The organism is Kitasatospora sp. NBC_00458, from assembly GCF_036013975.1.
GTDB lineage: Bacteria > Actinomycetota > Actinomycetes > Streptomycetales > Streptomycetaceae > Kitasatospora.
On record NZ_CP107904.1, the window covers coordinates 114,816 to 141,120 of the forward strand.

A 26,305-nucleotide genomic window follows, 5' to 3' on the forward strand; every position below is an offset into this window, starting at 1 on the left:
GTCCGGACACCGGCAGAGCGCACGGACCATCGAGCGGCGCCGCGGCGTCGCGGGCCTGACGCTCACTCGCCTCCTGCCTCCTGCCGGCGCACCGGGCCACCCGCAGGCGGTCTCAGTCGAGGTACTGCATGGCGATCCGGCAGTGCCCCGCCCTCCCGCGCAGCGTCCGGCCGGCGTCCCCGGACGCGGACGGTGCGGGCTCCTCCCCGTGCTCCTCCCCTCGCTCGTCCGCACCGTCGCCGCGGTGCGGCCGGAGGGCGAGGACGGGCGCGCGGTCCGGGCGGCGCGGCAGGACGGCGGCGGCGGCCTGTCCGACGCCGTGCGGCGGCCTCGCGACGGCGACGACGGTCCGGGTCTCGCTCATGGTGGACGCTTCCTTCCGGGGTGGGTGCGGAGCGCCTGACCGGGCCCGCGGTTCCAGTGGAGACCCGGTACGCCCCGGTGCACCCGTCCTTGACGCGCGGCCTACGCCCGGGCGCCCGTTCTTGACGGCTTCCTGACGCCCGTCGACACGGACGGGTGAAACCCGCAGGAGGGCAGTGGTACGCACCGCCCCGCCGCCGCCCCGGCCGCCCCGCCGCAACCGCGTCAACACGGCGTCAAGGACGGGGGCGGCCGGATCATGAAAGCGTCAGGGGCGGGGACACCGGGGGCGCGGCCGGGCATACGGTCCTGGTACGAGCCCGGCCGGCGACGGCGCCGAGGACCGGGACACCGTCCACCCGTGCCACCCCTGCCTGGAGGCAGCCATGAACCGACGCTCACTCGCCGAGGACCCCGAGCCCTCCGAACCCGGCCCGGCCGGACTCCTCCTGGTCCCCGTCCGGCCGGGCCCGCTGGGGCACGCCGCCCGGCTCTTCCGCACCCCGCTCGGCGACCGCACCGCCGTCGCCTTCACGACCGAGCAGCAGCTCGTCACCGTCCTCGGCACCGCCCAGCCGTGGATCACCCTCGCCGAGCCCGCCCTGCGGGCCCTCACCGAACCGCTGGGCGTCACCGCGCTCACCGTCGACCCGCAGCTGGCCGCCGCACCGGCCGCCGCACCCCGCCGCACGGGCGCCCCGGACCGGCCGCTCGTCGTCGCACGCCCCTACACAGGCGCGCCGGGCCTACGCCGTACCGCGTTGGGCGCAGCTCGGTCGAGGTGATGCCGAGGTGCTGTCGAGGTGTCACCGAGGTGATCTCGCGGAGCCGCCGGGCCGCCCACGCACCACCGCGCACCCGGCGGCGACATCGGCCGCCCCCTCGCCGAACTCGCCCGGCGCCGGGCGGATCGGGCTGGGCGGCGCCACGGTGCCCGTTGCGCTCCTCCCGGCACACCTGGTGCTCCCGGTGCTCCCGGGCACGTGGCCGCCACAACCGCCGTGACCCCCGTGTGTGCCGGAACGCGGCGGTCGTCGTCGAGATCGGATTCGGGCGGCCCGGCTGCGCCCGGCCCCGTGACGTTCCTGCCGGTCCGTCCCGTCGGGACGCTCCCCCACCCGCGTCGACGAGTACCTCCGGCACCTCGCCGTGCCCGCCGGTCGCGGCCTACCGGCGCACCTCCCGGCCCACCGGCGCCGTTCCGGGGCGGTGGTGGTTCATCCGGTGGCGGTTCATTCGGTGGCGGGGGTGATGACGACCCTTCCGTCAGCTCCGGTGGCACCGGCGACGCCCTGGTCTCCGCCTCTGCCACCGGCCCCGGCGCTCCACTCGGCGGGCAGGTCGCCGCCGCCCGCGCCGCCGGGGCCGGGCCGGGCGCCGCCGATGCCCGCCACACCGCCGGGGTCGAGGTCTCCGCCGTTTGCGCCCGCTGTGGCGGCTTCCGGCTCCTGGTCCTCGGCCAGGCCGGGGCAGGTGCCGGCGGCTCCGCCCTTCTGGCCGTCCTTGAAGAAGTCGCGGCGCCAGTGGCCGCCGACGCCGCCGGGTTCGGCCGCGCTTCCCCCGTTGCCGTCGTCCACGGGGTTGCCGCTCATCGCGAGGCCCCCCAGGCCCCCCGAACCACCGGGGCCGACGGCGAGGTCCGCGTCGGCGGTGCCGAACAGCGAGGCACCCCCGCCGCCCGCACCGCCGCCGCGGACGTAGCTCTCGTGGGCGGTGAAGGCACTGCCGCCGCCGGCGCCGCTGCCGTCGCGCCGACCGGTGGTGTCGGCGCCGTTGTGCCCGGTGTCGGTCCCGCCGGCTCCGCCGTGCGGGCCGCTGCCCGGCAGGCCGCCGCCGGGCACCGCGCCGGCCGCGCTGCCTCCCCCTCCGCCCCCGCCTCCGACGACGACCCGGTAGCGGTGCCCCTGCTCCACCGGGAGGACGCACGCCACATAGCCGCCGCCACCGCCACCACCGCCACCGTCGTCCTGCCTGGCGCCATCACCGTCCGGCCAGTTGCCGGCGCCACCGCCGCCTCCGCCCGCGCCCACCAGCGCCACCTCGATCCTCTCCACCCCCGAGGGGACGACGTACTCGTAGACACCCGCCCTGTCGTAGGCCACCGGCGCCGAACCGTCCACGGCGTGAGCGCCCGGCACCTGCCCGACCAGCGGTAGAACCATGCCGCCCACCGCCATCACGACCGCCACCGACGGCCGGCGGCGCGTGCGGGACACCGCCCGGCACGACGTCGTTCCAGCGGCATGCCCACTACCTGCCTGCACCATCAGGACCCCTCTCAAGCCGGGCCCGGGCGGGCACCGGGGGAACCGGCACCCCACCCGGGCAAGATCAACCGATCTGGCCAACGACACGCCCCCGGCCACGACACGGCCACTGCCACTGCCACTGCCACCGTCGGCGGCCGTTCGGCGCCCCGACGCCGTGCCCCGGCACGCGCAGGAGCGGGCCACCGGCATCACGCCGGGCCCGCTCGGCGGCGACGCCGACGCCGTGGAACACCGCCTCGAAGCCCTCGTCATCGAAGCCGCGGACGACGGTGGTGGCGACAGGGCTCAGCCTGTTGCCGCGCCATGCCTCCGCACGGCCGTCGTCGTACCTCGAACCGGTCGTCTCGGTAGGGGGGTGATGGTGCCTGCCGCCGGCCGGCCGGGACTCCCGGCCGGAGCCCGGGCCCCGACCGGCCGCCACCGCCACCTGACGTCAGCCGCCGACGGCCGCCCCGGACAAGGCCCCGCCGGACGCCGCCGGGTCGGACAGCTCCGTCCACAGGTCGAGGAAGGCCCGCAACGGCGCACTCGGCCGGGTGCCCGGCCGCCACACGAACACCTTCCGCAGCCGGACGGCGGGCTCCAGCGGCACGACGGTGAAGCGCCGGTCGGCGGCGAGGACCGGACTCGCCCGGGAGGTCAGGGCGATACCGATCCGTTCCGCGACCAGCGCAAGCTGGAGGGCGACGTCGTTCGTCGCGTAGGCGATGTCCAACCGCAGCCCCTCCGCGGCGAAGGCCTCGCGGATGAACGCGTGCACTCCGCTGTCGGGACCGTAGCTGATGACCGGGCCCCGGACCGCCTCGTCGAGGGTCATCGGACGGTCCGCGGGCCGGCTTCCGGCGGGGAGGACCGCGACGATCCGGTCCTCCAGGAGCACCCGCGAGGCGACGGCGGCGGGTTCGCCGTCCGGCGGTCCCGCGACCACGGCCGCGTCGATCCCGCCGTCGCGGACCTTCGCCAGCAGTGACGGGCTCGACGCCCCGACGAGACTGACCGCGACCCGCGGGTACCGGCGGTGGTACTCCCCCAGCAGCCGGGGGACGGCGGTGCCTTCCAGACCGCCGACGGTCCCCAGCGCGAACGAGCCGCCGAGCAGGCCCGAGCGGTCGGCGAACTCCAGGACGGCCGAGGCGGCCGCCGCCAGACAGGCGCGGGCGTGCGGCAGCAGGGCGGCGCCCCCGGAGGTGAGGACCACCTGCCGGGGCAGCCGCTCGAACAGGGGCTCTCCCAGCTCCTTCTCCAGCGCCTGGATCTGCTGGCTGATCGCGGGCTGCACGACGTGGCAGCGGGCCGCCGCCTTCGTGAACGACCGCTCCTCCGCCACCGCGACGAAGTATTCAAGCGTACGGAGCTCCATGGCTGGCAAACTATCAACTGTGCAGCTGGGAGCACCGGTTGTGTGCGCCACGGCCGATCGGGCGCCGGAACGGGCGGCCGACGGTGCGATCAGCGGCCGTGACCGCTGCCATCACCGCTGTGTATTGGACGCGCGCAGCCGGGGCGGCGAGGCTGGTGACAGGGGGTCGGCCAGTGCGTGGCCCCGGCGAAGGGCGAGGACAGACAGATGAGAGTGACCGTCGTCGGCGGCGGCATCGCCGGGCTGACCTGTGCCCTGAGCCTGCACGCCGCCGGCTTCGCGCCACGGGTGTACGAGGCGGCGCGGAGGGTCGAGGCGGTCGGCGTCGGGATCAACCTGCTGCCGCACGCCGTCCGGGAGCTCGCCGAACTCGGCCTGGACGGCGAGCTGGCCCGCGTCGCGCTGCCCCCGCATCGGCTGAGCTACCGCGACCGGGCGGGCCGGACGGTCTGGGAGGAGCCGCTGGGGCGCGCCGCCGGGTACCGCTGGCCGCAGTACTCCGTGCACCGCGGCCGTCTGCAGATGCTGCTGCTGGCGGCGGTCCGCGAGCGGCTGGGGCCCGACGCGGTCCGTACCGGGCTGCTGTTCCAACGGTTCGAGCAGGGCGCGGGCGGCGTCCGCGCCCACTTCCTGGACCGGTCGAGCGGTCTGCCCGTGGTCGACGACGCCGACGTGCTGGTCGGCGCGGACGGCATCGACTCCGTGGTCCGCAGCCGGCTGTACCCCGGCGAGGGTCCGCCGAACGCGAACGGTGTCCACATGTGGCGCGGGGTCGCGCGGCTCCCGCACGTCCTCGACGGCCGTTCGATCGTGGTGGCCGGGGGCACCCCCGGTGCGAAGTTCGTCGCCTACCCGATCGAGGACCCCGAGGCCGCGACCGCCGACGCCCTGGTGAACTGGGTGCTGGAGGTGCGGCACGGCCCGTCCGCCCCGCCGCCGGGCGGCCCCGGCCGCCGTGTCGGCGCGGCGGAGGCCCGCGCCGGGCTGTCGTCGTGGAACCTGCCGTGGATCGACCTCGCGGCGCTCGCCGAACGCTCCCCGGCGGTCTTCGAGTACCCGATGACCGACCGCGATCCCCTGCCGCGCTGGAGCTTCGGACGGGTCACCCTCCTCGGCGACGCCGCGCACCCGATGTTCCCCATGGGCATGAACGGCGGGTCGCAGTCCGTCGTCGACAGCCGGGTACTGGCCTGGTGCCTGGCCCGGGACGACGACGCCGAGGCCGCGCTGCGCCGCTACGACGGGATGCGCCGGCCGGCCGTCAACGCGATCGTGCTGGCCAACCGGGACCTGGGGCCGGAGGAGACCATCGCGCGGGCCGAGGAGCACGGCGCGGCGCTGCCCGCCGGGGAGGCCGAGCGGATCTCGACCCGCTACAAGCGGCTGACCGGTGCCACCGTCACCCGGGTCAACACCCACCCGTCCTGGACGGTCGTCCCTGCTGTCCCCGCCGTCCCGGTCGTCCCCGCTGTCGCCGCCGTCCCCGCCGATCAGGAGCCGCTCCGCGGGTGAGCGGCCACCGAGGTCGGCACCGCCCGCGAACAGGCCCTCTCCGGACCGCCGTGGTCATCATGGAACTGTGGTCATCGTGGAACCACGGCCGACGGCAGGAGGAGGACACGATGGAACTGTTCCCACCGGTTCCGCTCGCCGAGTGGCGGGACACCAAGGAGACGCTGCACCGCTTCACCCAGGTGGTGGGGAAGGTCCGCCTCGCGGCGAGCGTGCGGCGCAACCACTGGTGGAACGTCCCCTTCCATCTCACCGGGCGCGGGATCACCACGCGGCCGATGGGACAGGTCGACGGCAACCCGGTCTTCACCGTCGACTTCGACTTCGTCGACCACCGGCTGGTCGTCGCGACGGCGGACGGCAGGACGGAGTCCTTCCCGCTCGTCGGCCAGTCCGTCGCCTCGTTCTACCGGCAGACCCTGGAGGCGCTGGCGGCGCTGGGCGTCCGGGTGGAGATCCGGGTCCCCCGGCCCTACCGGCTTCCCGACTCCGACCGGCCGTTCGACCAGGACTTCGAACACGCCGCCTACGACCCCGTCCAGGCGAACCGCTTCTGGCAGGTGCTGGGCCAGGTCGGGCTGGTGCTGGAGGAGTTCGCGGCGCGCTTCTCGGGCAAGGTCAGCCCCGTCCACCTGTTCTGGCACTCATTCGACATCGCCCACACCCGGTTCTCCGGGCACGCCCTCGACCAGCCGCCACAGGTGGACCCGGTGACCCGCGAGGCGTACTCCCGGGAGCTGATCAGCTTCGGGTTCTGGTTCGGGGACGCCGACCTCGGCGAACCGGCCTTCTACTCGTACACGGCGCCCGAGCCCGCGCACCTGGCCGAGGACCGGCTCTCACCCGCCTCCGCCGGGTGGGTCGCGCTGGAGAACAGCCACCTGGCGGTCCTGCGGTACGACGCGGCCCGCGCCGAGGCCGATCCGCGGGCGGCGGTGCTCGCCTTCTACGAGAGCGCGTACCAGGCCGGGGCCGCCCGCGCCGGCTGGGACGTCGGCGGCCTCGCCTGCCCGGGCGGGATCACGGACCCGCACCTGCCGGGCCCGCCTGCCTGAGCAGGCCCTGAGCAGGTCCTGAGCAGGTCCTGGCCAGGTCCTGGGCAGTCCTGGGCAGTCCTGAGCAGTCCTGAGCAGTCCTGAGCAGGACGGTGCGGGACGTTGCGGGACAGCCCAGGACGCTGCGGGTCAGTGCAGGTGCGACTGCCAGTCGGCGGGGACCTTGCCCAGCGGGCCGGGCACCGGCTGCGAGGCCGGGTGCGCGACGGGCGCCGCCAGTTCCGGCCCCTCGTAGTACTGCTCGGTCTCGACGTCCCAGAACCACGCCTCACCGGGCTCGAAGCTGGCCAGGAACGGGTGGTCCGCCTCCCGGGCGTGCCTCGTGCCGTGTTGTGAGGGTGAGGAGTCGCAACAGCCGATGTGCCCGCACTCGGCGCAGCGCCGCAGGTGGAACCACCACCCCGGCCCGTCGCCCGCCAGGCACTCCGCACACCCCTCGCCGCTCGGCTTCACGGAGGGGTCGATCCCCCGGATCGGGCTGTCAGCCATGGCACACGCCTCCCGTCGGGGCCGGCCGGGCGCCGGTCCGGCAGGTCGACGCCGAGCCGTCGGACCGCCGGTCCGCATCCCCGCCGGCCGGCTCGCGCGGAGGGACCGCGACGAGCAGCAGTCGGACCTCCTCAGCGTAGGCGCTCCGGCCGGGGCTGTGCATGACTGGAGGGAGCAACGGCGGCTGTGGACGGCGAGGTGCTGCGGATGGGATCCATCGGCACGGTGGGGCTGGTCCTCCACCCCGAGCGCACCTGCGCGCCCTCCGTCGACGCCGTCGTCCGGTGGGGCCGGGCCCGGGGGACGACGGTCCTGGGGCTCGCGGCGGAGGTGGCGCGGATCGGCTGCGAGGCGGTTCCGGTCGAGGCCGAGGAGATGACCGCGAGCGCCGACCTCCTGATCAGTCTCGGCGGGGACGGCACCATGCTCCGTGCCATGCGGCTCACGACCGGGGGGCACGCGCCGGTCCTCGGCGTCAACGTCGGACGCCTGGGCTTCCTCGCCGAGGTCGACATCCCCGAGCTCCCCGCCGCGCTGGACGCCATCGACGCCCGCCGTTTCACCGTGGAGGTCCGCTCCGGCGTCCACGCCCGGTTCGGGGCCGCCCGGGAGACGGCGCTGAACGACGTCGTGCTCCTGCGCAGCCCGGGCCACAAGTCCGCGGCGGTCGCCGTACGGGTCCAGGGCGAGCCGTTCGTCGCCTACACCGCCGACGCGGTGGTCGTCGCGACACCGACCGGCTCCACCGCGTACAGCTTCTCCGCCGGCGGCCCGATCGTCTCCCCCAACGCGGAGGGGCTGCTGATCACCCCGGTGGCCCCGCACGCCGCGTTCAACCGCTCCGTGTTCCTCTCCAGCGGTGAGCGGCTCGACCTCGTGGTCCTGCCGCACAGCGGCGACCTCGCCGTCGAGGCCGACGGCCTCCTGGTCGGCCACGTCTCACCGGGCGACGTCGTCGAGGTGACCATGCTGCCCGCCGCCGCACGGGTCGTACGACTCGGCCGCACCACGTTCTACCAGCGGGCCCAGCGCAAACTGCGGCTCACCGGCTCGGCGGAGCACGGCTGACTCCCCGGTCCCGTCCTGGTCCCGTCCCGTCGCGGCACCGCGCGGCGGCACGGCGCGGCGCGGCGCGGCCGCGTGAGGCTCGTGGCGCCCCGCGGGGCAGCCCGCCGCCTTCACGGCCGCGGCAGGCCGCGGGTGAGCTCCAGCGCGTGCCCGGTCCAGGTGCGGAAGGTCCGCGCGCCGAGGCGTTCGTAGAAGCCGCCGGTCGCCATGGCGTTGGTGGAGTCGACGTCCATGACGGCCCACCGGTAGCCGCGGTCCTTCGCGCGGGCCAGCGTGCGGGTGAACACGGTCCGGTACAGGCCGCGTCCGTGCAGGTCGGGTCGGGTGCCGGCGTTGGCGAGGTACAGCTCGCGTTCCCGCCCCGTGTCGGCGAGTTCGGTGGCCAGCAGGTAGCAGAGGACCTCCCGGCCGTCGGCGGAGAGCAGGAGGAGGGAGGACTCGGGGCGGAAGTAGGGGCTCCCGGTCACCGAATGGCGCCACGTCGCGGGCGTCATCGGGACGCTGCCCGGGTTGCGGGCGAAGATCTCGTTGCGGGCCGCCAGCAGCAGTGCGTCGTAGCGGTCCTCGAACGGCACCAGCGCGGTCCCGGTCGGCAGCCCCGGCGCGCCGTCCGCACCGGCGGCCGGCGCGTGCTCCGCCAGGTCGATCCGCATGCCCCGGTAGCCGCGCACCCGCCGGTAGCCCGCGGCGTCGAGCGCCTCGGCGAGCCAGCGCTGGTGGCCGTGCGTCCGGACGTGGAGCTCCAGCGGTGTGCCGCCGAACCTCTCCCGGTGCCGGCGGGCCGCGGTGCGGCGGCACCCGTGGAGCAGGTGGGCGATGACGCCGGGGGTCCGGTGCGCGGGGTGCACCACGAGGTCGAGGGTCATCTCGTGGACGGGGTCCGCGTGTTCGCGCGCCCGGGTGACGGCGTACGCCACCGGCTCCGGTCCGGCCCAGGCGGAGGTCGTGCCGGCGGCCAGGTCGATGCCGGAGGCCGCCCAGCCGTCGAGGACGTCCTGTGCACCGCGCCGGTCACCGGTGCGGTCCGCCCGTTCGCAGACCGCCAGCAGGCCCGCCACCCGGGGTGCGTCGCCGTGGGCGAGCGGCCGCCAGCGCACCGGCTCACCCACGGCGGGCCGCCGCGAGTCCGCGCTCGCCGGGTACCACGACCTGGCCGTCGGTGACCAGCATGAACCGCTCCAGGCCGGGGACCAGCACGTTGACCACCGCGAGGTCCGGTGTGACGTGGTGGTCGCGCCGGTAGACGCCGAAGCCGTGGTCCTTCAGGAGGCCGAGGAGCCGGTCGAGGTGTCCGCCCGGGGTGTCGGGTACCGCGGTCGCCTCGAAGGGCCGGACCTCGGCCGTGGCCAGGGCGGCGGTGAAGTCGGACAGGTAGCAGGCGTGCAGCGCCGGGTAGGGCCCGGTGTCGTCGCGCTGTTCGGGCAGCAGGTGCGCGTACCGGTCGCGCAGGCCCATGGTGCTGTGCAGCTGGACGAGTTCGCTCACCGCGCGGGAGACCGCGTACTCGCGGGACAGCGACGCGCCCCAGCCGCAGATCCGCGCCGGCTGTCCCGGGGGTGCGCTCTGGTAGGCCGCGTACGCGGGCACGTCCAGGTCGGTGGTCATGTCGATCAGGTGCACCGGACGGCCGGTGCGGGCGGTGGCGAAGCCGAGGAGCGCGGCGGGGCCCGGGGGCAGCGTCGCCGGGTCGACCACGGCCGGGCGGCGCGCGGGCGTGCGGAGGAAGCAGCCGATCAGCAGCATGGACAGCGCGTCCCGCTCGATCAGTTCGTTGATCGCGTGCACCGCGGCCTCGACCGGATCGACCCCGGCGGCCCAGCCGTTGTTGACCGAGTAGCGGCCCACCGAGCGGTAGTCGTAGGTGTCACCGGCCTGCCGGCGCAGGTCGTCCCCCGCCGGGCGCAGGTACTCGGGCATCGAGAGGAAGAGCGGGACGTCGACGTCCGGACCGCCGTCGGGCGAGCGGTACGGCAGGCACCCCAACGGCCCGTCGGGCGCCTGGGCGAGCAGCGCGGCGGCGATGTCCCGTCCCAGCGGACCGGCCGCGACGTCGTGGGCGGAGGCCAACCGGATCCGGGAGCCGTCGAGTCCGTCCACGCCGCTGAGCTGGTGCTCCAGCGCCTCGAACAGTGCTCCGGCCCGGGCCTCCTCCCGGCTGCCCTTGCCCAGCCCCAGCCCGGTGCGCAGCGGTACGCCGCCGCGCCGCAGGACGCAGCGCCACGTCCCGGGGCTGCCGTCGAGGACCGGTGCCAGATCGGCCTCCAGCCCCAGGTCGGCGATCGCTGCGGCGGCCCTCGCGAACGCCTGCCGCGGAGTGAGGCCGCGCTCCCCGGACTGGGGAGGAGCGGTGTGCGTGGTGGTGGTGGTGGTGGTCACGGCCGTCCCGTCTGCTGAGCGGGGGCGCGGTCCGCGACGGACGGCGTACGACCGTCGCGGACCGGCACCCTCGGACCTGTCGGCTTCGAACCCTGTCAGCCCTCGTCCGTGGACTCGGCCGGCTCGGTCCGGCCGCCGCCCTGGAGGAGCTCGGCGATGACGCTCTTCTCGGCCGCCGAGAGGACGACCTCGTCCGGGTGGAACTTGTCGCGGTCCTGGAATCCGCCCATGGGAACTACCTCCTGGAACTCGTCGGCCGACCGCCGGTCGGCGGCCGGGCCCGGGTCGCGCGGTACGGAGTACGCATACGTCCCACCACTCATGGTGACGATCCGGCGACGGCGTGTGAATGCTTGCCCGTCCGGGTGACTTGCGCGAGAGTCCGCACATGGATGCACCGCTGTCCGTGCCGGCCCCCGGCACTCCGGCCTGGGGGGACCCTCTCACCGAGGCCCTCGAACTCACCGGCGTCCGCTGCGTCCTGTCGCGCGGTCTCACCGCCGCGGGCGCCTGGGCGCTGGCCTTCCCCGCGCCGGGCCGACTCAAGGTCCAGGCCGTGCTGCAGGGCACCGTCTGGCTGCTGGTGGAGGGCGCCGAGCCACCCGTACGCCTCGAAGCGGGTGGGGCGGCCGTCCTCGCCGGCGACCGCCCCTACATCCTCGCGAGTGATCCGGCGGTGCCGGCGGTTGACGCACTGCCGCTGCTCAGGGCCTCCGCCGAGCCCTTCTTCCACACCGGGGACGACGGCCGGGACACCGTCACCATCGGCGCCCACCTGGAACTCGACACCACCGCCGAGGACCTGCTGCTCAGCCTGCTCCCGCCCGTGCTGCAGGTCGGCGCCGCGACGGCCGAAGCCCGCACCGCCTGCTGGCTCATGGAGCAGACGCTGCGGGAGCTGGCCTCCGACCGCCCCGGCGCCTCGTTCGCCGCCGGCCACCTCGCCCCGCTGCTCCTCGTCCAGGTCCTGCGCGCCTTCCTCACGGGTGCGGACGCGGGTCACTGCCCGACGGGCTGGCTGCGCGCGCTGGCGGACGAGCGCATCGCGCCCGCCCTGCGGCTGATGCACGGCGACCCGTCCCGGCCCTGGACGCTCGCCGAACTGGCCCGGGCGGCCGCGATGTCCCGCACCAGCTTCGCCAAGCGCTTCAAGGACGTGGCGGGCGTCCCGCCGCTGGCCTACCTCCGCCGCTGGCGGATGCACCGGGCCGAGCACACCCTCCGACGCGCGGACACGCCCCTGTCGGCCATCGCCTCCGCTCTCGGGTACGGCTCCGAGAGCGCCTTCAGCAACGCCTTCAAACGCGCCACCGGCCTGTCGCCCCGCCACTACCGGGAGACGGTCCGCTCCGCGTGACCCGGCGGCGGCGGGTAGTCGGCCGCCCCGGCGCGGGCCCGCGGGCATCCGGCGCACGGGCCCGCGGCCGGTGCGCCACCGCACGGCGGCCGCTCGCCGGCACCTGCCCCGGCGCCCGTCCGCGCCCTCGCCGGCGCCCTCGTCCGCGCTAGGCCAGGCGCGCCACGGCCAGGGACAGCGCGCGGTCGAGCGCCGCCGCGGCGTCGCACGGCACGTCGGGCTGGACGCCGGTGCCCTCCCAGTTGGTGCCCGAGACCGGGTTCACCGCGCGGGCGACCGGCACGCTGAGCTCCAGGTGCGGGTGCACCGTCCACCCCTCGCGCGGGTGCGCGCCGCCCCGGGTCGCCTCCCCGACGACCTCGGCGCGCCCGAGCTGCTGCAGGTCGTAGGCGAGCTCCTCGCCCCCGGAGAAGGTCTTCCCGCTCGTCAGCACGTAGAGCGGCTTGCTGCCGCCGAAGCGGGCACCCGGCACGAACGGCGGCGTCCAGGACTGCGCGGCCTCCTCGCCCTGCCGCGAGACCATGGTGTTGAGCAGGGTACGGCCCTCCAGCAGGTAGCCGCAGACGAAGGCGACCGTGTCCGGGTCGCCGCCGACGTTGCCGCGCAGGTCGAGGACGAGGGCGCGGGCGGGTGCCACCAGGGAGAGCGCTGCGGCCAGCGGCTGCGCCGCCCAGTCCAGCGGGAACAGCAGGGGCGCGATCTCCAGGACCGCGACGCCGCCGTCGAGGAGCTCCACGCGCGGAACACCGCCCAGCGAGGCGTCGAAGTCCCTCCGCATCGCGGCGAGGGCCGCCGCACCCCGCTCGGCCGGCACCGGCACGGCGTGGTGCTTGAGGCCGAGGTGCAGGTCGCCGTTGACGGACTGCAGGTCCGCGGTGACCGCTTCGGCCAACTCCTCGGCGGACTCGGCCCGGTAGGAGCCCTCGGCGCTCCGGCTCCGCAGCAGGTCCGCCAGCTGCCGGGCGACGTCGGGGAAGACGTAGTTCTCGCGGACCAGGTCGGCGATCGACTCGACGACGGCGACGGCGTCCAGCGCAGAGGGCGATGTGGTGGTGGTGGTCATGGAGGGAGTAGACCAGCGATCTTGCCAAAGCGTCAACAGTCGTTAACGCTTGATCCGGTGAGCCACCAACCAGACGAAGACGTCCAGCGGATCAGCACGCCTCGGCAGCACACCGCGCTCGCCCACCCCCTGCGCCAGCGCCTGCTGTTCGCCCTCAGCGGCCGGCCGTCGACGATCAGTCGGCTCGCCGCACAGCTGGGGGCGAACAAGGGCAGCGTCTCCCACCACCTCAGGGTGCTGTGCGAGGCGGGGCTGGTCCAGGAGGCGGGAACGCGGCAGGTGCGCGGCGGTACCGAGAAGTACTACCGGCGAACCGCCGAGCGGCTGCTCGTCGACGAACCGCAGCCCGGGGGAACGGCCGCGCTGCTCGGCGCCGTCGCCCAGGAGCTGGAACGCTCACCCGCCGAGCACCTCCTGACGCTGCGCCACCTCCGCCTCGGCCCGGCCAAGGCGGCACGGCTCGCCGAGGTGCTGGCCGCCCTGGTCGACGAGACGGAGGAGGACTCGGAGGCCGAGCCGCTGCACGGCCTCCTGGTGACGCTCTACCAGCAGGCCGGGACGTAGGGCGGGCACCTGGGCCGACGTCAGGGCCGACGCCGGGGTCGGCACCGGCGCCGGAACCCCGTGCGACGGCCGGCGGAGCGCTACCCGGCGTCCGGCCGCTGCGCCGGGCGCCGACCGGGTCAGACGTCCCTTCGGTCGACCAGTGCCGCCGCCACCGCGAGCAGGACGAAGGGAGTGATCAGTAGGACGGCCCAGGCTCCGGGGGTGGAGGGGCCGTGGCGCTCCACGTGGCTGACGGTGAGGTGGCGGATCGCACTGTCCATCAGGGACTGGTGGACGCGCAGCATCCAGCCGCGGTTGCTCTGCAGGAAGACCGGTGCCAGGAAGAGGAATCCGAAGCACGCGGTGACGGCTCCCGCGCCGTGCCGCAGCAGGACGGCCAGAGCCAGTCCGATCAGGGCGACCCCTGCGAGGTGCAGCGAGCTCGCGAGGATCGCGCGCACGGCGCCCGGTGCGGTGAGGGAGAGACCGAAGTGCTTCTGCGCGAACATGGCCTGGCTGACGGTGAACGTCGTCAGGGAGGCGGTGAGACCGACCCCCGCCGCGAGACCGCCGACCGTCGCGGCCTTCGCCGCGAGCACGGCGCGGCGGGCCGGCGCGGCGGTGAAGGTCGTCCTGATCGATCCACTGGAGTACTCCCGGCTCATGGCGAGCACGCCGACCGCCGTCAGGGCCAGTTGGAGAAGGGCGAAGCCACTGAAGGAAGCGGCCAGCGGATCGAAGCCGGCTCGCTCGTCCGGCTCCCAGCCGTCCCACTTGTGCACGGTGGAGTTGTTGGACAGCAGCGCGCTGCCGATGGAACCCAGCAGCCCCAGGCCGACGATCAGCCAGGTCGAGCGGGCTGCGCTCAGCTTGATCCATTCGGCGGCGAGCAGGTCTACGGCGCGCCTGGGGAGGCTGTCGCGGGTGGTGAGCGGGCCGGCGACCGGCTCGCGGACGGCCGGACTGTCGATGGTCATGGTCTCAGTCGTCCTGTTCTGTGCCGGCGGCCGAGCGAGCGGTGTGTTCGGCCTCGGCCGAGGCGAGGTCCATGAAGGCCTCCTCCAAACTGGCCGAGCGCGGGGTGAGTTCGTGGATCGCGATCCTGTGGGCGAGGGCCAGGTCCCCGATCCGGGGGGCGGGAAGTCCGAGCACCTCGATCGCGCCGTCCACGAGGACACGGGTGCGGGCACCGGCCGCGGTGAGGGCCTCCTCCAGGTCCTTGCCCTGCGGCGTCCGGACGGTGACGGAGCCTCCGGTGGAGCTCTGCCTGATGAAGTCCGCCACCCCCGTGTCGGCGATCAGGCGTCCCCGGCCGATGACGATCAGATGGTCGGCGGTGTTCTCCATCTCGCTCATCACGTGGCTGGAGACGAGAACGGTTCGCCCCTCGGCGGCGAGCCGGCGGAACAGCATCCTGATCCAGCGGATGCCCTCCGGATCGAGGCCGTTGACGGGTTCGTCGAAGATGAGCACGGGCGGATCGCCGAGCAGGGCGGCGGCGATGCCGAGGCGCTGCTTCATGCCCAGGGAGTAGCCGGTCGTCCGCCTACGGGCGGCCGACGACAGTCCGACCTCGTCGAGGACCGCGTGCACGCGCGAGCGGCCGATGCCGTTGCTGCGGGCGAGCGCGGCCAGGTGGTGATAGCCGCTCAGGGCCCCGGGGACAGCGCCGGCATCGAGCAGTGCGCCGACCTGGTGGAGTGGGCGGCGCAGCGTGCGGTAGGGACGACCGCCGATGAGCGCCGATCCGGCGGTGGGTGTGTCGAGGCCGAGGACCAGCCGCAGCGTGGTCGACTTTCCCGCTCCGTTGGGCCCCAGAAAGCCGGTCACCCGGCCGGGCTTCACCTCGACCGAAAGTCTGTCGAGTGCAAGCGAACCGCCATAACGTTTCGTCAGTTCCGTTGTCGTGATCATTCGTTTCCTCGGTTGTGCCGCCAAGTCCTGAATCCGGATCAGTCTGCCGGGCTCGGCTTCGGAGTCGGCCGCCGGGGGTGCATGCCCGGTTGGGACTCCGCCGCCGCCCCATCGGCCTGTTGACGGCGCATCATGGACGATCGGGGCCTATAGTCGGCAACCCAACCATCCTCCAACGATTCGGTGACGATCTGTTGGGTGTGAGAAACGGGAGGAACTCTTGTTCCGCCGATTGATCTCCGCAGCGGTGGTGATGGCCGGGCTGGCGGCGTCACTCGTCGTGCCGGCCGCCGCCACCGACTTCCCCGCGGACACCACGCCCTTGGTCACCTGGAACATGCAGGGGGCCGGCAACGAGGCACAGGACGGCAGCAAGTGGACCAACACGGTCCAGCGGCTGGCCTTGCAGGTGCCGATCCTGATGCTTCAGGAGGTCGGCCCGCACCCGCCTCGGAACAGCGTCGCACAGCCCGACCAGACCTTCACCACGGTCGACAGCCAGGGCGGCACGCACCAGTTCACCGTGCTGCACCGGACCTGGACCGTCGACAGCGGCTACCGCAGTGCCGTCCCGACCCGTGAGGTCTACTTCCTGCAGTCCGCGGACGACGCGACCAACCCGCGCCGGATCGGCGGCCGGGTCAACAACGCGCTCGTCCTGACCGAGGCGCCCGACGAGCTGATCGTCGTCGGCAACCCGGTCGACGCCGGCCGGAACGCGCTCGGTGCGCGGTTCGGCGACGAGTGGTACTTCACCGTGCACGGCCTGTCCGGCGGCGGCGGTGACTCCGGGACGATGCTGGACGCCATCGACGACCGGCTCGAAACCCTCGGGAACCAGCGTGGCGTCACCTACCACGCGACGATCGGTGGCGACTTCAACGTCGACCCGCAGGTCCTCGCCGACCGGACGAGCTTCCCGCCGACCATGCGGATCCACGGCTCGGGGCAGGCGACCCACCAGAACGGCGGTGAGCTGGACTACTTCGTCACCACCCACTTCGACCACGCGCTGACGGTCACGGTCCGGCCCGAGGGCAACTCCGACCACCGGCCGGTCCAGTCCGGCCTGCTCAACGCGGCCGGAACCAGCCCGTCGCCCGGTGCCAGCCCGTCGATCGACGAGCTGCGGGTGATGCCGACCGGCGACGGGATCACGGCCGGTGTGCACAGCACCGACGACGGTGGCTTCCGGGACTACCTGAACAGCATCCTGAAGGGCCTGACCACCGTTGCGGTGGTCGGTGGCACGGCGGCCGGCCTCATCTTCAAGCGCACGGACTTCGTCGGCGAGCTGAAGAACGGCAAGCGCGGCGACCCCGACCACATGGGGTTCGACGGCAAGGGCATCGACGACATCAAGGCCGAGTCGGTCCCCGCGCTGCAGACGCTGCGGCCGAACCTGATGACCCTGGTCGCGGGCACGGCCGACCTGGCCGGCGGCGCCGACGGCACGGCGACGGCCGGGAGGATGCAGAGCTTCCTGGACGCGATCCACCGGGCCTCGCCGACGACCACGGTCCTGCTCGGGACCCTGCCGCCGTCGACGAACCCGACGTACCAGGCCCGGATCGACGCCTACAACAGCGCGCTCCGCACGATGGCCTACGCCAGGATCGAGGGCGGCGCGCGACTGGTGCTGGTCGAGCTGGGCTCGGTCACCCCGCAGGACATCACCAACGAGGTCTACCCGACCGACGCCGGCTACCGGACGATCGCGGACGCCTTCGCCGAGGGCGTCCGGATCGCGGTCCTGCAGCGCATGATCAGCGGCCGCTCGTACGTCTGGGAGCCGATCGGCAAGATCCGGGACACCGCCGCGACCGGCTCGAAGATCGGGTTCCCCGACCTGAACGGCGACGGCAGGGCCGACTACGCGGTGGTCGGCACGGACGGCAAGGTCACCGGCTGGCGCAACGACGACCCGCGCAAGGCCGCGGTCCCGCTGGGCGACATCACCCCGGCCGACCGCGGGAACAACCCGGCACTGGTCTACTTCGCCGACCTGGACGGTGACGGCAGGGACGACTACATCCGGATCCTGCCGTCGGCCGACTCGCCGACCGGCATCCCCGCGATGCGGATGTCGCGGAACACCGGCAGTGGCGACGAGATCCGCTGGGACACCGCGACGATCGTCGCGAACAACCTCACCTACGAGCCGGAGCTGTACTTCACCGACCTCGACGGGGACGGCCGCGACGACCTGATCACGCTGGACCGGATGAGCTTCCCGACCGCCTGGCAGAACAAGGGCAGGGGAATGCCGACTCCGGGCGGCTGGGACAAGGTCGAGGGCTTCGCCACTCCGGGCGAGTCGCGCGGCGCGCAGGTCGCCTTCGCCGACATCACCGGTGACGGCAGGGCCGACACGGTCCGGGTCGAGTACACCACCGGTGAGGTCCGGGCCTGGCGGAACACCGGCGCCCCGTGGGGCGTCACCACCGGCTGGAAGTCGCTGGGCGTGATCCGCGCCGACGATCCGTTCCAGGGCACCTTCGGGACCTTCGCCGACCTGAACGGCGACGGGATCGAGGACTTCGCCATGACCCGCTCCGGTACGACGGCGAGGACCGCCGGCAAGGCGGCCGCGGCGAGCGGTGCCGGTGACGTCGAGGGCTGGCTGGTGCCGAGCTACGGCGACGGAAGCCGCAGCGAGGGCGGTGCCGGTGACCTCGGCGTCAACGGCGGTGCCGGAGACCCGATGGAGCCGCACCCCGGTGGCGACGACGGCGGTCCGCGGCCGGACGCGTCCGGCGACTGCCGGCCGGACGGTCTGGCGGCCACGCCGGGCGTGGCCACGCCGTACTGCAGGGTCTACCAGGGCGACGGCCGGGAATGGCTCGGTCAGGGCCGGGGCCGCCGGGTCGTGGGCTACTTCAACGGTGGCCGCACGGGCGCCGACGGCACGCCGCACTACCTGGTGAAGAACGTCCCCTGGTCGAAGGTGACCCACCTCAACTACGCGTTCGCCTCGGTGGAGGGGAACCGGATCCAGGTCGACGCGAACGCCACCCGGACGGAGTGGCCCGGCGAGGTCGGCGCCGAGATGGACCCCGCGCTGCCCTACAAGGGGCACTTCAACCTGCTGACGAAGTACAAGCGCCTGCACCCGCGGGTGAAGACGCTGATCTCGGTCGGCGGCTGGGCCGGTTCCGGCGGCTTCTACACGATGACCACCAACGCCGACGGCTCGGTCAACCAGGGCGGGATCGACACGTTCGCCGGCTCGGTCGTGGACTTCCTGCGGACCTACGGGTTCGACGGTGTCGACATCGACTTCGAGTACCCCACGGTCCTGGAGGACACCGGCAATCCGACCGACTGGGCGGTGTCGAACCCGCGTCGCAAGGGCCTGCCCACGACGTACGCCGCGTTGATGAAGACGCTGCGGGACTCGCTGAACCGGGCTTCGGCCGCGGACGACACGTACTACCTGCTCACCTCGGCGTCGTCGGCCTCCGGCTACCTGGCCCGCGGGATGGCGAACCAGACCGCGCTGGACCACCAGGACTTCACCAACCTGATGGCCTACGACTACCACGGCACCTGGAACGACGTCGTGGGTCCGAACGCGGCGCTGTTCGACGACGGCAAGGACCCGGAACTGGCCGATCAGTACGCCACTCCGGAGTACGGGGGGATCGGGTACTTCAACACCCATTGGGCGATGACGTACCTGCGCGGCGCGATGCAGGCCGGGCGCGTCAACATCGGTGTGCCGTACTACACGCGCGGCTGGCGGAACGTCACCGGCGGTACGAACGGCCTGTGGGGCGAGTCGCGGAAGCCTAGCGGCTGCGAGCCGGGTACGGGCGTCACGCGGCCGTGTGGTGACGGCGCCTTCGGCATCGACAACATCTGGCACGACGAGACCGGCAACGGCAGCGAGCTCGGCTCCGGGACGAACCCGCTGTGGCACACCAAGAACCTGGAGAAGAACGTCACGCCGGTCTACGCGCGCAGTGTCGGGCTGAGGCCGGAGACCGACATCACCGACCGGCGCACGGGCCGGTACACCCGGTACTGGGACGACACCACGAAGACGTCGTGGCTGTGGAACGCCGAGAAGAAGGTGTTCCTGTCGACCGAGGACGAGCAGGGCGTCGACGCGGTCATCGATCTGGTCAGGTCGACCGGTGCGGGCGGCGTGATGATGTGGGAGCTCGGCGGCGACTACTCCTGCCCGGCGGACATCCAGCCGGACACCCCGTGCGGGATGGGGTACACGCTGACCACCCGGCTGAACGAGAGGCTGGGCGAGATCGGTGCCTACGACAGCAGTCCGCGCACCGGCAGCAGTGCCGCCGCGCCTACGGTGACCGCCGACCTGAGCGTCGAGATGGTCGACTACCCGACCGCCACGGCGAACCTGTGGCCGTTGCAGCCGACCGTCCGGATCACCAACCACACCGGGCGCACGCTCGGCGGCGGCAAGGACACGAAGCTGTCGTTCGACATTCCGGCCTCGACGTCACCGCTGGTCAAGGACGCCGACTGGCAGACGGACGCCCAGGGCGGCCGGTGGAAGCTGGCGCCCGGCACGACGTTCCACCGGGTCAGCACGACGCTGGACTACTGCCAGATCATCCCGGCCGGGAAGTCGCTCGACCTGCCGATCATCTACTTCCTCCCGATCACCGGTCCGGTGAACACGAGCCTGTCGATCGGCGGTACGGCGTACGCGCCGGCGACCGACAACCTCAAGGGACTCGGTACCGCGACCCCGCCGGCCGGTGGCTGCAGTGCCGGGGACTGGGACGCGACCAAGGTCTACTCCCCGGCCGGCCAGCCGATCGAGCAGACCACGGTCAAGTACGACGGCAAGGTCTGGAAGGCCAAGTGGGAGACGAAGGGCAGTGCCCCGGGCACCGGGGCCGACGCCGACCACGAGCCCTGGAAGCTGATCGGCGACGCCGGCTGACCACCCGCGGCCGCGCCGGCCGGCCGAAGGGGGCGCCGCATCCGGGCGGGGACGGGGAGCCGGGCTCGAAGACGACCGTCAGCGGGCGGGCCCGGCGGCCTCACCTGTGGGAGGGGAGGCGGGAAGCCGGGTCCGGAAGGTCGTGCCCTCCGGGGAGTCCGGAACCGTGAGGCTCCCGCCGTGGATCGCGGCGATGTCGCGTGCGATGGAGAGGCCGAGGCCGGTACCGCCCTCGTCGCGGCTCCGGGCGTCATCGAGCCGGGTGAAGCGCTCGAAGATCCTCTCCCGGTCCGCGACGGCGATCGGCGGGCCGTCGTTGACGACGTCGAGGACCGCCTCACCGGTCGAGGCGTCCTGGCGCAGCCGAACCGTCACCTTGTGCCGGGCGTGCCGTTGGGCGTTGTCGAGGAGGTTGGTCAGGAGCCGGCCGAGCCACCGGGGATCGCCGTCGACGCTGATCCGCGAGGCGATGTCGAGCTCGACGGGGTGGACACGGGAGCTCCGCGCCTCAGCCGTCATGACGATCTCGGCGAGGTCCACCGGCTGGTTCGGCCGGTCGGTCCCCGCGTCGAGGCGGGCGAGCAGAAGGAGGTCGGCGGCGATGTCCTGCAGTCGCCCGGTGTCCTGGAGGGCTCCGGAGACGAGCTCGTGGCGGACCTCGACATCCGGGTGGGTGAGTGCGACCTCCAGCTGGGTCCGCAGTACGGCGAGGGGGCTGCGCAGCTCGTGGGAGGCGTCCGCGATGAAGCGGCGCTGGCGTGCTCCGGACGCCTCCAGCCGTTCGAGCATGGCGTTCATCGTGCGGGCCAGTTGCGCGATCTCGTCGTCGCTCCGGGGCACGGGGACACGGCGGGCGAGGTCACGGTCGCTGATCTCGGCGACCTCGGTGCGGATGGCTTCGACCGGTCGCAGGGCCCGTCCGGTGGCGCGCCAGGTGAGGACGCCGACGGTGAGCAGCAGGATTCCGCTCATGGCCGCGAGGGCGGCGGCGGTGAGGTCCTCGGCGGTGTCGGCGGTCCGGAGCGAGGCTCCGACACGGATGGTCGCAGGGCCGGTGGGTGTCGGGGCGGTGAGGGTGGCGACGCGCTGATGGTGTTCGTCACCGAGTGCGAGGACGTCGTAGGAGTCGTGCCCGTCCTCGGTGTCGGTAGGTGTGAGGGCGGGGCGTCCGGCGAGGTTCTGGCTGGAGGCCAGCACGATTCCGGAGGCGTCGGTCACCTGGATGAAGTCCGTGCCGTGGTCGAGCGGCAGGAGCGGGGGGAGGTGGCCCTCGCCGGCGAGGCGTGCGACGGCCTGGGCCTGCTCGCGTGCGCCGGTCTCCACGGTGCGCTCCAGGTTGACCCGCAGCAGGAGGAGCACGGTGGCCGAGGCGGCCAGCAGGACGAGTGTCACGCCGACGCACGCGGCGATCGTCGTGCGGGTGCGGACCGAATGCAGTGCGAGCCGCTCGCCCAGCGCTGCGACGCGGGGGTCGCGGGCGAGTCGACGCAGTACGGCTCCGGCACGGCGACGCACGGGGCCCGTCAGGTCCTCGTCAGCCACCGTCGGCCGCCAGTCGGTAGCCGGCCCCGCGGACGGTCTGAACGGCGGCACGTCCGAAGGGGGCGTCGATCTTCCGCCGTAGGGCGCTGATGTGGACTTCGACGGTGTTGGGATCGCCGTCGGGTCCGCAGTCCCAGACCTGGTCGAGGATCTCCCGCTTGGACACGGCTTCGCCGGCATGCCGGGCGAGGTGGTCCAGGACCGCGAATTCCCGGGGCGTGAGCGGGATCGCCGAACCGGCGCGGGTGCAGGTACGGGCGGCCGAGTCGACGACGAGGTCACCGAGCACGGTGCGGCGGGGAGCCCGGCTGCCGATCCGCCGGGCGAGGGCCTTGAGCCGGGCGACGAGGACGACGAACGAGAACGGCTTGGACAGGTAGTCGTCGGCGCCGGTGTCGAGCGCCTCCGCCTCGTCCCATTCGCCGTCCTTGGCGGTGAGCATGAGGATGCCGACGTCGCTGCCGCCGGCCCGCAGCCGTGAGCACACCCGGTAGCCGTTGAGTCCGGGCAGCATGATGTCCAGGACGACCACGTCGTAGGCGTGGTCGGTGGCCTTCGCCAGGCCGGACAGCCCGTCGTGAGCGACGTCGACGGTGAAGCCCTCGGCTTCCAACCCGTGCTTCAGGGCGAGAGCCAGCCGACGTTCGTCCTCCACCACCAGTACGCGCATGCCTCCAAGGGTGGCAGGTCCCGGCGCCGCGCAGCTGAAGGCGTCCTCAGGTCTTCAGCCGACCTTCAGGTAGGTACCGACAAGCTGGTCCCGTCATCCGGGTGCGGACGAAAGGCACAACCGTCATGATCACCTCCTCCGGCCTCCTGGCGGTGAACCCGCTGGACGCGGGTTCACTGCTGGGGGCCTTCGGCGCGCTGGGCATCGCCCTGGTGCTCTTCGCGGAGACCGGGCTGCTCGTCGGCTTCTTCCTGCCCGGGGACTCCCTGCTGTTCACAGCCGGACTCCTGTGCACGACGGGGACCCATGCCGGCCCCCGTCTCGAACTGCTCCAGGTGCTCGCAGCGTCCGCTGCGGGTGCCCTGGCCGGGGCGCAGACCGGCTACCTGCTGGGCCGCCGGGGCGGACGGGCCCTTCTCGCCCGCTCCCGCGACAGGAGGCTCCACGAGGGGGTGCGGCGGGCGGAGGCGATCCTGCACCGGTACGGCCACGGCAAGGCGGTGGTCATGGCGCGATTCGTGCCCGTCGTCCGCACGGTCCTCAACCCGATGGCCGGTGCGCTGGGGGTCCCCGCCCGTACCTTCACCCTCTGGCAGGTCGTCGGCGGTCTCGTGTGGACGACCGGCCTGGTGCTCGCCGGCTTCGCGCTCGGCTCGTCGGTGCCGAACGTGGACCGCTACCTGCTTCCGATCGTCGCCGCCGTGGTGGCCGTCTCCCTGCTCCCCCTCGCGCTGGAGCTGGTCCGCGCACGTCGGGGGAGGGTGCAGCCGTGACGTCGGGTGGTGTGTTGCCGGCGTTCGACGGGCGCGGGGTGGACGGAGGCCTGTACCTTCGTGCGGAGCAGTGGGCGCAGCATCTGCCGACCGTCGTGCGCAGCACGGTGGCTTCGTTCTCCGCCTACGGCCTGGGGTTGCTCGCCGCCCTGATGCTGGCCGCATGGTGGCGCTCCCGGCGGGGTGAGGCGGTGATGATGGCCAGGGCGCTCGCTGCGCCGCTCTGCGTGACCTCGGCGTTCGTCGGTTCCGCGGTCCTGAAGGACGTGGTGCGCGAACCGCGCCCGTGCCAGGTCCTGCCGGTCGGTACGACGCTGGAAGCCTGCCCTGCGCCCGGTGACTGGTCGCTGCCGAGCAACCACACGGTCATCGTCTTCGCAGGCGCGGCCGTCCTGTGGCTGGTGGACCGCCGTCTCGGCGGGATCGCGGTGCTGCTGGCCGTGGCCATGGCCGTCTCACGCGTGGTGGTGGGTGTGCACTACCCGCACGACGTGACCGCGGGTGCCGTGGTCGGCGCCGCTGCCGGCTACGGGCTCGGGCTGCTCTCCGGTCGTGGCGGGGCCGTGGTCGCCCGTCATCGCCACGGGCGCCTGCAGTGGTGGTTGTCGGCGTGAGCGGCCACCGTGTCGTCCGGACCGCTCTTGCCTCCGCGGCGTTCGCCCTGCTCGCAGGGCTCCTCGCGCTGCGGGGATGGGTGCCGTTCGGCTTCGAGGAGCGGGCCGTCTCGTGGGCGGCCGGGCACCGGCCTCCCGTGGCACGGGAGGCGGTGGTGGTGCTGACGTCCCTGGGGACGGGCGCCGCTCCCTACCTTCTGATGCTGGCGGCCGGCTTCGTGTGTGCGGGTGCCCTCGCCGCGCCGCGCGTGCGGTGGCGGTCCGCAGTGGTGCTTCTGGCACCTGTGCTGTGGCTGCTGGCGGGGCAGCTGGTGCGCCAGGGCCTGATGCACGGCTTCGGGCGGCCCCGCCCGCCGGTCGGCCTCCGGGCCGCCGCGGCGTCGGGGTTCGCGTTCCCGTCCGGGCACACCTTCACGTCGGCGGTCTGTGCGGGTCTGGTCACGCTGGCCGTGGCCCGGACCCGGCCGGACCTGCTCCGGCCGACGGTGACGGTCGCGGCACTGTTCGCGCTGGCCGTCGGCGCCAGCCGCGTCTATCTGGGTGTCCACTGGCCGCTCGATGTGCTCGGCGGCTGGCTTCTGGCTGCGGCATGGCTCGCCTTGGGCACGGTCGTCCTCGATCGGGTGGTCGGTTTCGCCTCACGAACGGCGTCCAATTCCGGGCAGTAGGCTGGTGCCGCCCGGCTGCCGTCAGGGCACACGTAAAATCGAACGGGACATACCCCGCGCATACGACCGGAGCGTCCCCGGTGTCACGCCACCAGGCCAAGGGTCCGACGATCCAACGTCACGACCGCGTGCTCATCGGTATGCCAGGACGGAGAGAAATGGTGCAGGACGGTCGGGACGCCAGGCGCCCGCACGGGGAACTGGTCGCGGACGTGCTGGCGGTGCTGTGGGTGGCGGGCGAGCCGCTGACGGCCCAGCAGGTCAGGGGGGCCCTGCAGCAGAAGCTGGCCAGAACGACGGTGGCGACGACTCTGGCGCGGATGCACGAGAACGGCACCCTGGAACGCAGCCGGCCGGGGCGCTCCTTCGCCTACGCACCCGTGGCGGACGCCGCGGGCCTCGCTGCCGGAAGAATGCGACGGGAATTGGAGAAGGGGCCGCAGCGGGACCTGGTCCTGAAGCGGTTCGTCTCCTCACTGTCCGACGATGACGAGGACGTCCTCCGCCGTCTCCTGCTCCAGGCCGACGCCGTCCCGGAGCCCGAGCGGCGGCCCGAGGGAGACGGCGGAAGGTGACCCTGTTCCTGGCGGTGGTCGCCCTGGCCCTGGTCGTCCCGTGGGGCGCGGCACCGGTGGCGCGCCACCTGGCGCGCCTGCTCTCGCCGAGGGCGGCGTCGCTGGCACTGCCCTCGGCAGCGCTTCTGCTCGCGGGTGGAGTGGTGTCGGCGCTGGTCGGCCTGTTCCACGTGCCGTTCCTGGCGCACTTCGAGCAGCTTCCGCTGTCCAGCGTGCTGTCCGAGTGGCCGGCGGTGGTTCCGGTCTCCTGTGTCGCCGGGGCGATTCTGGCATCGCAGGGTGCGCGGCTGGTGCGTCGGTGGCGCGAGCACCGCTCGCTGATCGCCCGCACCTGGGAGCTCACGGGCGGCGTTCCGGCCGTCGGCGACCTGCTCGTGGTTCCGGGCGCGGAGGCGGAGGCGTTCGCGCTGCCGGGCCACCGCGGACGGGCGGGCCGCGTGGTCGTGACCGAGGGCATGCTCCGTGCGCTGAACCCCGCCGAGCAAGGCGTGCTGCTCGCCCACGAGAGGGCCCACCTGTCCGGACGCCACCACCTGCTGTCGCTGGCCCTGGAGCTGGCCGGGGCCGTCCATCCGGCACTGCGCGGACTGCGGGACCCGTTGGACTTCCACCTGGAGCGGTGGGCGGACGAGCGTGCTGCGGCGTCCGTGGGAGACCGGAGGCTGGCGGCCTCCGCCATCGCCCGCGCGGCGCTGGCCGCAGCGGCGTCCGAGGGGGGAGGCGGCCGCCGCAAGCACCTGCTGTCGGTGAGCACCGGCCCCGTGCCCCGGCGCGTGCGGGCGCTCCTGGAACCGGGTCACGCCGGAGCACGCGGACGTGCGCCGCGGGCCGCAGCCGTCGGCCTGGGCGCCGTGGTGGCGCTGGCGGCGCTGTCGGGCCTCGCACTCGCCTACGGCCTGCACGAGTACGTGGAGTTCATGGCCGAGGGTGTCAGGGGCCGGTGACACCCGGTGTGACCACATCGACGTGGACCAATCATCGAGGCGCGGGCACGGTTAGCCGGGAGCACCTGTTGGCGACCTTGGCCAAGTCGCAGCGGGTCCAGCTCGACTCGCTGCTCCGAAAGGTCTGTTCAGCCGCCGTCCGGGACGCCGAGGAGAGCCCGGGTCGGCATCCGGGCAGTGTCCGGAGGCCGGCCGACGGGCCGGCCCGGGCCTGCGCAGACG

24 protein-coding genes are annotated in these 26,305 nt (G+C 73.6%); 12 read left to right on the top strand and 12 right to left on the bottom strand.

Annotation, left to right across the window (positions count from 1 at the left end):
- Positions 1 to 112: 112 nt before the first annotated feature.
- Positions 113 to 364 (bottom strand): hypothetical protein, encoded by a 252-nt coding sequence (locus OG550_RS00525; protein ID WP_327673287.1) that lies wholly within the window; start codon positions 362 to 364, stop codon positions 113 to 115.
- 385 nt (positions 365 to 749) lie between these two features.
- Here OG550_RS00525 and OG550_RS00530 point away from each other — a divergent pair, with 385 nt between their 5' ends.
- Positions 750 to 1,148, top strand: coding sequence for an SAV_915 family protein (locus OG550_RS00530; RefSeq protein ID WP_327673289.1), 399 nt, complete (start codon positions 750 to 752; stop codon positions 1,146 to 1,148).
- A 447-nt stretch (positions 1,149 to 1,595) separates the two neighbouring features.
- On the opposite strand, the gene OG550_RS00535 is transcribed toward OG550_RS00530, so the two are convergent.
- Positions 1,596 to 2,525, bottom strand: a complete 930-nt coding sequence (locus OG550_RS00535; protein WP_327673291.1) for a hypothetical protein — start codon at positions 2,523 to 2,525, stop codon at positions 1,596 to 1,598.
- A gap of 541 nt (positions 2,526 to 3,066) precedes the next feature.
- Positions 3,067 to 3,993, bottom strand: a complete 927-nt coding sequence (locus tag OG550_RS00540; RefSeq protein WP_327673293.1) for a LysR family transcriptional regulator — start codon at positions 3,991 to 3,993, stop codon at positions 3,067 to 3,069.
- 207 nt (positions 3,994 to 4,200) lie between these two features.
- Here OG550_RS00540 and OG550_RS00545 point away from each other — a divergent pair, with 207 nt between their 5' ends.
- Together OG550_RS00545 and OG550_RS00550 are read left to right on the top strand one after the other, a co-directional pair.
- Positions 4,201 to 5,505 (top strand): FAD-dependent monooxygenase, encoded by a 1,305-nt coding sequence (locus OG550_RS00545; RefSeq protein ID WP_327673295.1) that lies wholly within the window; start codon positions 4,201 to 4,203, stop codon positions 5,503 to 5,505.
- A 110-nt stretch (positions 5,506 to 5,615) separates the two neighbouring features.
- The gene (locus OG550_RS00550; protein WP_327673297.1) at positions 5,616 to 6,560 is read left to right on the top strand and encodes a DUF5996 family protein; all 945 of its coding nucleotides are present in this window, start codon (positions 5,616 to 5,618) and stop codon (positions 6,558 to 6,560) included.
- Between the two features lie 129 nt (positions 6,561 to 6,689).
- Here the strand turns inward: OG550_RS00550 and OG550_RS00555 are convergent, their stop codons facing one another.
- On the bottom strand, positions 6,690 to 7,049 hold the full coding sequence (locus OG550_RS00555; protein ID WP_327673299.1) for a UBP-type zinc finger domain-containing protein: 360 nt from the start codon (positions 7,047 to 7,049) through the stop codon (positions 6,690 to 6,692).
- 207 nt (positions 7,050 to 7,256) lie between these two features.
- On the opposite strand from OG550_RS00555, the gene OG550_RS00560 reads away from it, so the two are divergent.
- Positions 7,257 to 8,117, top strand: a complete 861-nt coding sequence (locus OG550_RS00560; RefSeq protein WP_327673301.1) for an NAD(+)/NADH kinase — start codon at positions 7,257 to 7,259, stop codon at positions 8,115 to 8,117.
- Between the two features lie 110 nt (positions 8,118 to 8,227).
- Here the strand turns inward: OG550_RS00560 and OG550_RS00565 are convergent, their stop codons facing one another.
- The 3 genes from OG550_RS00565 to OG550_RS00575 form a co-directional block, all read right to left on the bottom strand.
- The gene (locus OG550_RS00565) at positions 8,228 to 9,226 is read right to left on the bottom strand and encodes a hypothetical protein (protein WP_327673303.1); all 999 of its coding nucleotides are present in this window, start codon (positions 9,224 to 9,226) and stop codon (positions 8,228 to 8,230) included.
- Entirely contained in the window at positions 9,219 to 10,493 is a 1,275-nt protein-coding gene (locus tag OG550_RS00570; RefSeq protein WP_327673305.1) for a YcaO-like family protein, read from the bottom strand. Before OG550_RS00570 ends, OG550_RS00565 begins: the two co-directional genes overlap by 8 nt.
- A gap of 95 nt (positions 10,494 to 10,588) precedes the next feature.
- Entirely contained in the window at positions 10,589 to 10,723 is a 135-nt protein-coding gene (locus OG550_RS00575; protein WP_327673307.1) for a hypothetical protein, read from the bottom strand.
- Between the two features lie 158 nt (positions 10,724 to 10,881).
- Between OG550_RS00575 and OG550_RS00580 the strand changes: the two genes are divergently transcribed.
- Positions 10,882 to 11,850 carry a helix-turn-helix transcriptional regulator gene (locus OG550_RS00580; protein WP_327673309.1) on the top strand — a complete coding sequence of 323 codons (969 nt, stop codon included), beginning with the start codon at positions 10,882 to 10,884 and terminating at the stop codon, positions 11,848 to 11,850.
- A 148-nt stretch (positions 11,851 to 11,998) separates the two neighbouring features.
- Here OG550_RS00580 and OG550_RS00585 read toward each other — a convergent pair whose 3' ends face one another.
- Entirely contained in the window at positions 11,999 to 12,913 is a 915-nt protein-coding gene (locus OG550_RS00585; protein ID WP_327673311.1) for a S41 family peptidase, read from the bottom strand.
- Positions 12,914 to 12,970: 57 nt separating this feature from the next.
- Here OG550_RS00585 and OG550_RS00590 point away from each other — a divergent pair, with 57 nt between their 5' ends.
- Entirely contained in the window at positions 12,971 to 13,477 is a 507-nt protein-coding gene (locus OG550_RS00590; protein ID WP_327673313.1) for an ArsR/SmtB family transcription factor, read from the top strand.
- A 119-nt stretch (positions 13,478 to 13,596) separates the two neighbouring features.
- Here OG550_RS00590 and OG550_RS00595 read toward each other — a convergent pair whose 3' ends face one another.
- Together OG550_RS00595 and OG550_RS00600 are read right to left on the bottom strand one after the other, a co-directional pair.
- Complete coding sequence (locus OG550_RS00595) at positions 13,597 to 14,436, bottom strand: ABC transporter permease (protein ID WP_327673315.1); 840 nt, start codon at positions 14,434 to 14,436, stop codon at positions 13,597 to 13,599.
- Between the two features lie 4 nt (positions 14,437 to 14,440).
- On the bottom strand, positions 14,441 to 15,373 hold the full coding sequence (locus OG550_RS00600; protein ID WP_327673317.1) for an ATP-binding cassette domain-containing protein: 933 nt from the start codon (positions 15,371 to 15,373) through the stop codon (positions 14,441 to 14,443).
- Positions 15,374 to 15,593: 220 nt separating this feature from the next.
- Between OG550_RS00600 and OG550_RS00605 the strand changes: the two genes are divergently transcribed.
- Entirely contained in the window at positions 15,594 to 20,297 is a 4,704-nt protein-coding gene (locus tag OG550_RS00605) for a glycosyl hydrolase family 18 protein (protein WP_327673319.1), read from the top strand.
- Positions 20,298 to 20,375: 78 nt separating this feature from the next.
- Here OG550_RS00605 and OG550_RS00610 read toward each other — a convergent pair whose 3' ends face one another.
- Complete coding sequence (locus OG550_RS00610) at positions 20,376 to 21,812, bottom strand: sensor histidine kinase (RefSeq protein WP_327673321.1); 1,437 nt, start codon at positions 21,810 to 21,812, stop codon at positions 20,376 to 20,378.
- Positions 21,813 to 21,831: 19 nt separating this feature from the next.
- Positions 21,832 to 22,509 carry a response regulator transcription factor gene (locus OG550_RS00615; protein WP_327673323.1) on the bottom strand — a complete coding sequence of 226 codons (678 nt, stop codon included), beginning with the start codon at positions 22,507 to 22,509 and terminating at the stop codon, positions 21,832 to 21,834.
- Positions 22,510 to 22,634: 125 nt separating this feature from the next.
- Between OG550_RS00615 and OG550_RS00620 the strand changes: the two genes are divergently transcribed.
- The 5 genes from OG550_RS00620 to OG550_RS00640 all read left to right on the top strand — a co-directional run bounded on the left by OG550_RS00620 (position 22,635) and on the right by OG550_RS00640 (position 26,083).
- Complete coding sequence (locus OG550_RS00620) at positions 22,635 to 23,282, top strand: DedA family protein (protein ID WP_327673325.1); 648 nt, start codon at positions 22,635 to 22,637, stop codon at positions 23,280 to 23,282.
- A 107-nt stretch (positions 23,283 to 23,389) separates the two neighbouring features.
- Positions 23,390 to 23,896: a phosphatase PAP2 family protein gene (locus OG550_RS00625; RefSeq protein ID WP_327673327.1), complete on the top strand. Its 507-nt coding sequence runs from the start codon at positions 23,390 to 23,392 to the stop codon at positions 23,894 to 23,896.
- A complete protein-coding gene (locus OG550_RS00630) occupies positions 23,893 to 24,564 on the top strand; it encodes a phosphatase PAP2 family protein (RefSeq protein ID WP_327673329.1) in 672 nt (223 codons plus the stop codon). Before OG550_RS00625 ends, OG550_RS00630 begins: the two co-directional genes overlap by 4 nt.
- A 158-nt stretch (positions 24,565 to 24,722) precedes the next feature.
- Positions 24,723 to 25,139 (top strand): BlaI/MecI/CopY family transcriptional regulator, encoded by a 417-nt coding sequence (locus OG550_RS00635; RefSeq protein ID WP_327673331.1) that lies wholly within the window; start codon positions 24,723 to 24,725, stop codon positions 25,137 to 25,139.
- A complete protein-coding gene (locus OG550_RS00640) occupies positions 25,136 to 26,083 on the top strand; it encodes a M56 family metallopeptidase (RefSeq protein WP_327673332.1) in 948 nt (315 codons plus the stop codon). Before OG550_RS00635 ends, OG550_RS00640 begins: the two co-directional genes overlap by 4 nt.
- Positions 26,084 to 26,305: the final 222 nt, after the last annotated feature.

What these genes read in the sequence shown, in the direction of transcription:
- OG550_RS00530 (WP_327673289.1), top strand. Translation starts at nt 750, where the DNA reads ATGAACCGACGCTCACTCGCCGAGGACCCCGAGCCCTCCGAACCCGGC.
- OG550_RS00580 (WP_327673309.1), top strand. Translation starts at nt 10,882, where the DNA reads ATGGATGCACCGCTGTCCGTGCCGGCCCCCGGCACTCCGGCCTGGGGG.
- OG550_RS00585 (WP_327673311.1), bottom strand. Translation starts at nt 12,913, where the DNA reads ATGACCACCACCACCACATCGCCCTCTGCGCTGGACGCCGTCGCCGTC.
- OG550_RS00540 (WP_327673293.1), bottom strand. Translation starts at nt 3,993, where the DNA reads ATGGAGCTCCGTACGCTTGAATACTTCGTCGCGGTGGCGGAGGAGCGG.
- OG550_RS00620 (WP_327673325.1), top strand. Translation starts at nt 22,635, where the DNA reads ATGATCACCTCCTCCGGCCTCCTGGCGGTGAACCCGCTGGACGCGGGT.
- OG550_RS00545 (WP_327673295.1), top strand. Translation starts at nt 4,201, where the DNA reads ATGAGAGTGACCGTCGTCGGCGGCGGCATCGCCGGGCTGACCTGTGCC.
- OG550_RS00550 (WP_327673297.1), top strand. Translation starts at nt 5,616, where the DNA reads ATGGAACTGTTCCCACCGGTTCCGCTCGCCGAGTGGCGGGACACCAAG.
- OG550_RS00595 (WP_327673315.1), bottom strand. Translation starts at nt 14,436, where the DNA reads ATGACCATCGACAGTCCGGCCGTCCGCGAGCCGGTCGCCGGCCCGCTC.
- OG550_RS00560 (WP_327673301.1), top strand. Translation starts at nt 7,257, where the DNA reads ATGGGATCCATCGGCACGGTGGGGCTGGTCCTCCACCCCGAGCGCACC.
- OG550_RS00535 (WP_327673291.1), bottom strand. Translation starts at nt 2,525, where the DNA reads ATGGTTCTACCGCTGGTCGGGCAGGTGCCGGGCGCTCACGCCGTGGAC.
- OG550_RS00615 (WP_327673323.1), bottom strand. Translation starts at nt 22,509, where the DNA reads ATGCGCGTACTGGTGGTGGAGGACGAACGTCGGCTGGCTCTCGCCCTG.
- OG550_RS00635 (WP_327673331.1), top strand. Translation starts at nt 24,723, where the DNA reads ATGGTGCAGGACGGTCGGGACGCCAGGCGCCCGCACGGGGAACTGGTC.
- OG550_RS00555 (WP_327673299.1), bottom strand. Translation starts at nt 7,049, where the DNA reads ATGGCTGACAGCCCGATCCGGGGGATCGACCCCTCCGTGAAGCCGAGC.
- OG550_RS00575 (WP_327673307.1), bottom strand. Translation starts at nt 10,723, where the DNA reads ATGGGCGGATTCCAGGACCGCGACAAGTTCCACCCGGACGAGGTCGTC.
- OG550_RS00525 (WP_327673287.1), bottom strand. Translation starts at nt 364, where the DNA reads ATGAGCGAGACCCGGACCGTCGTCGCCGTCGCGAGGCCGCCGCACGGC.
- OG550_RS00600 (WP_327673317.1), bottom strand. Translation starts at nt 15,373, where the DNA reads ATGATCACGACAACGGAACTGACGAAACGTTATGGCGGTTCGCTTGCA.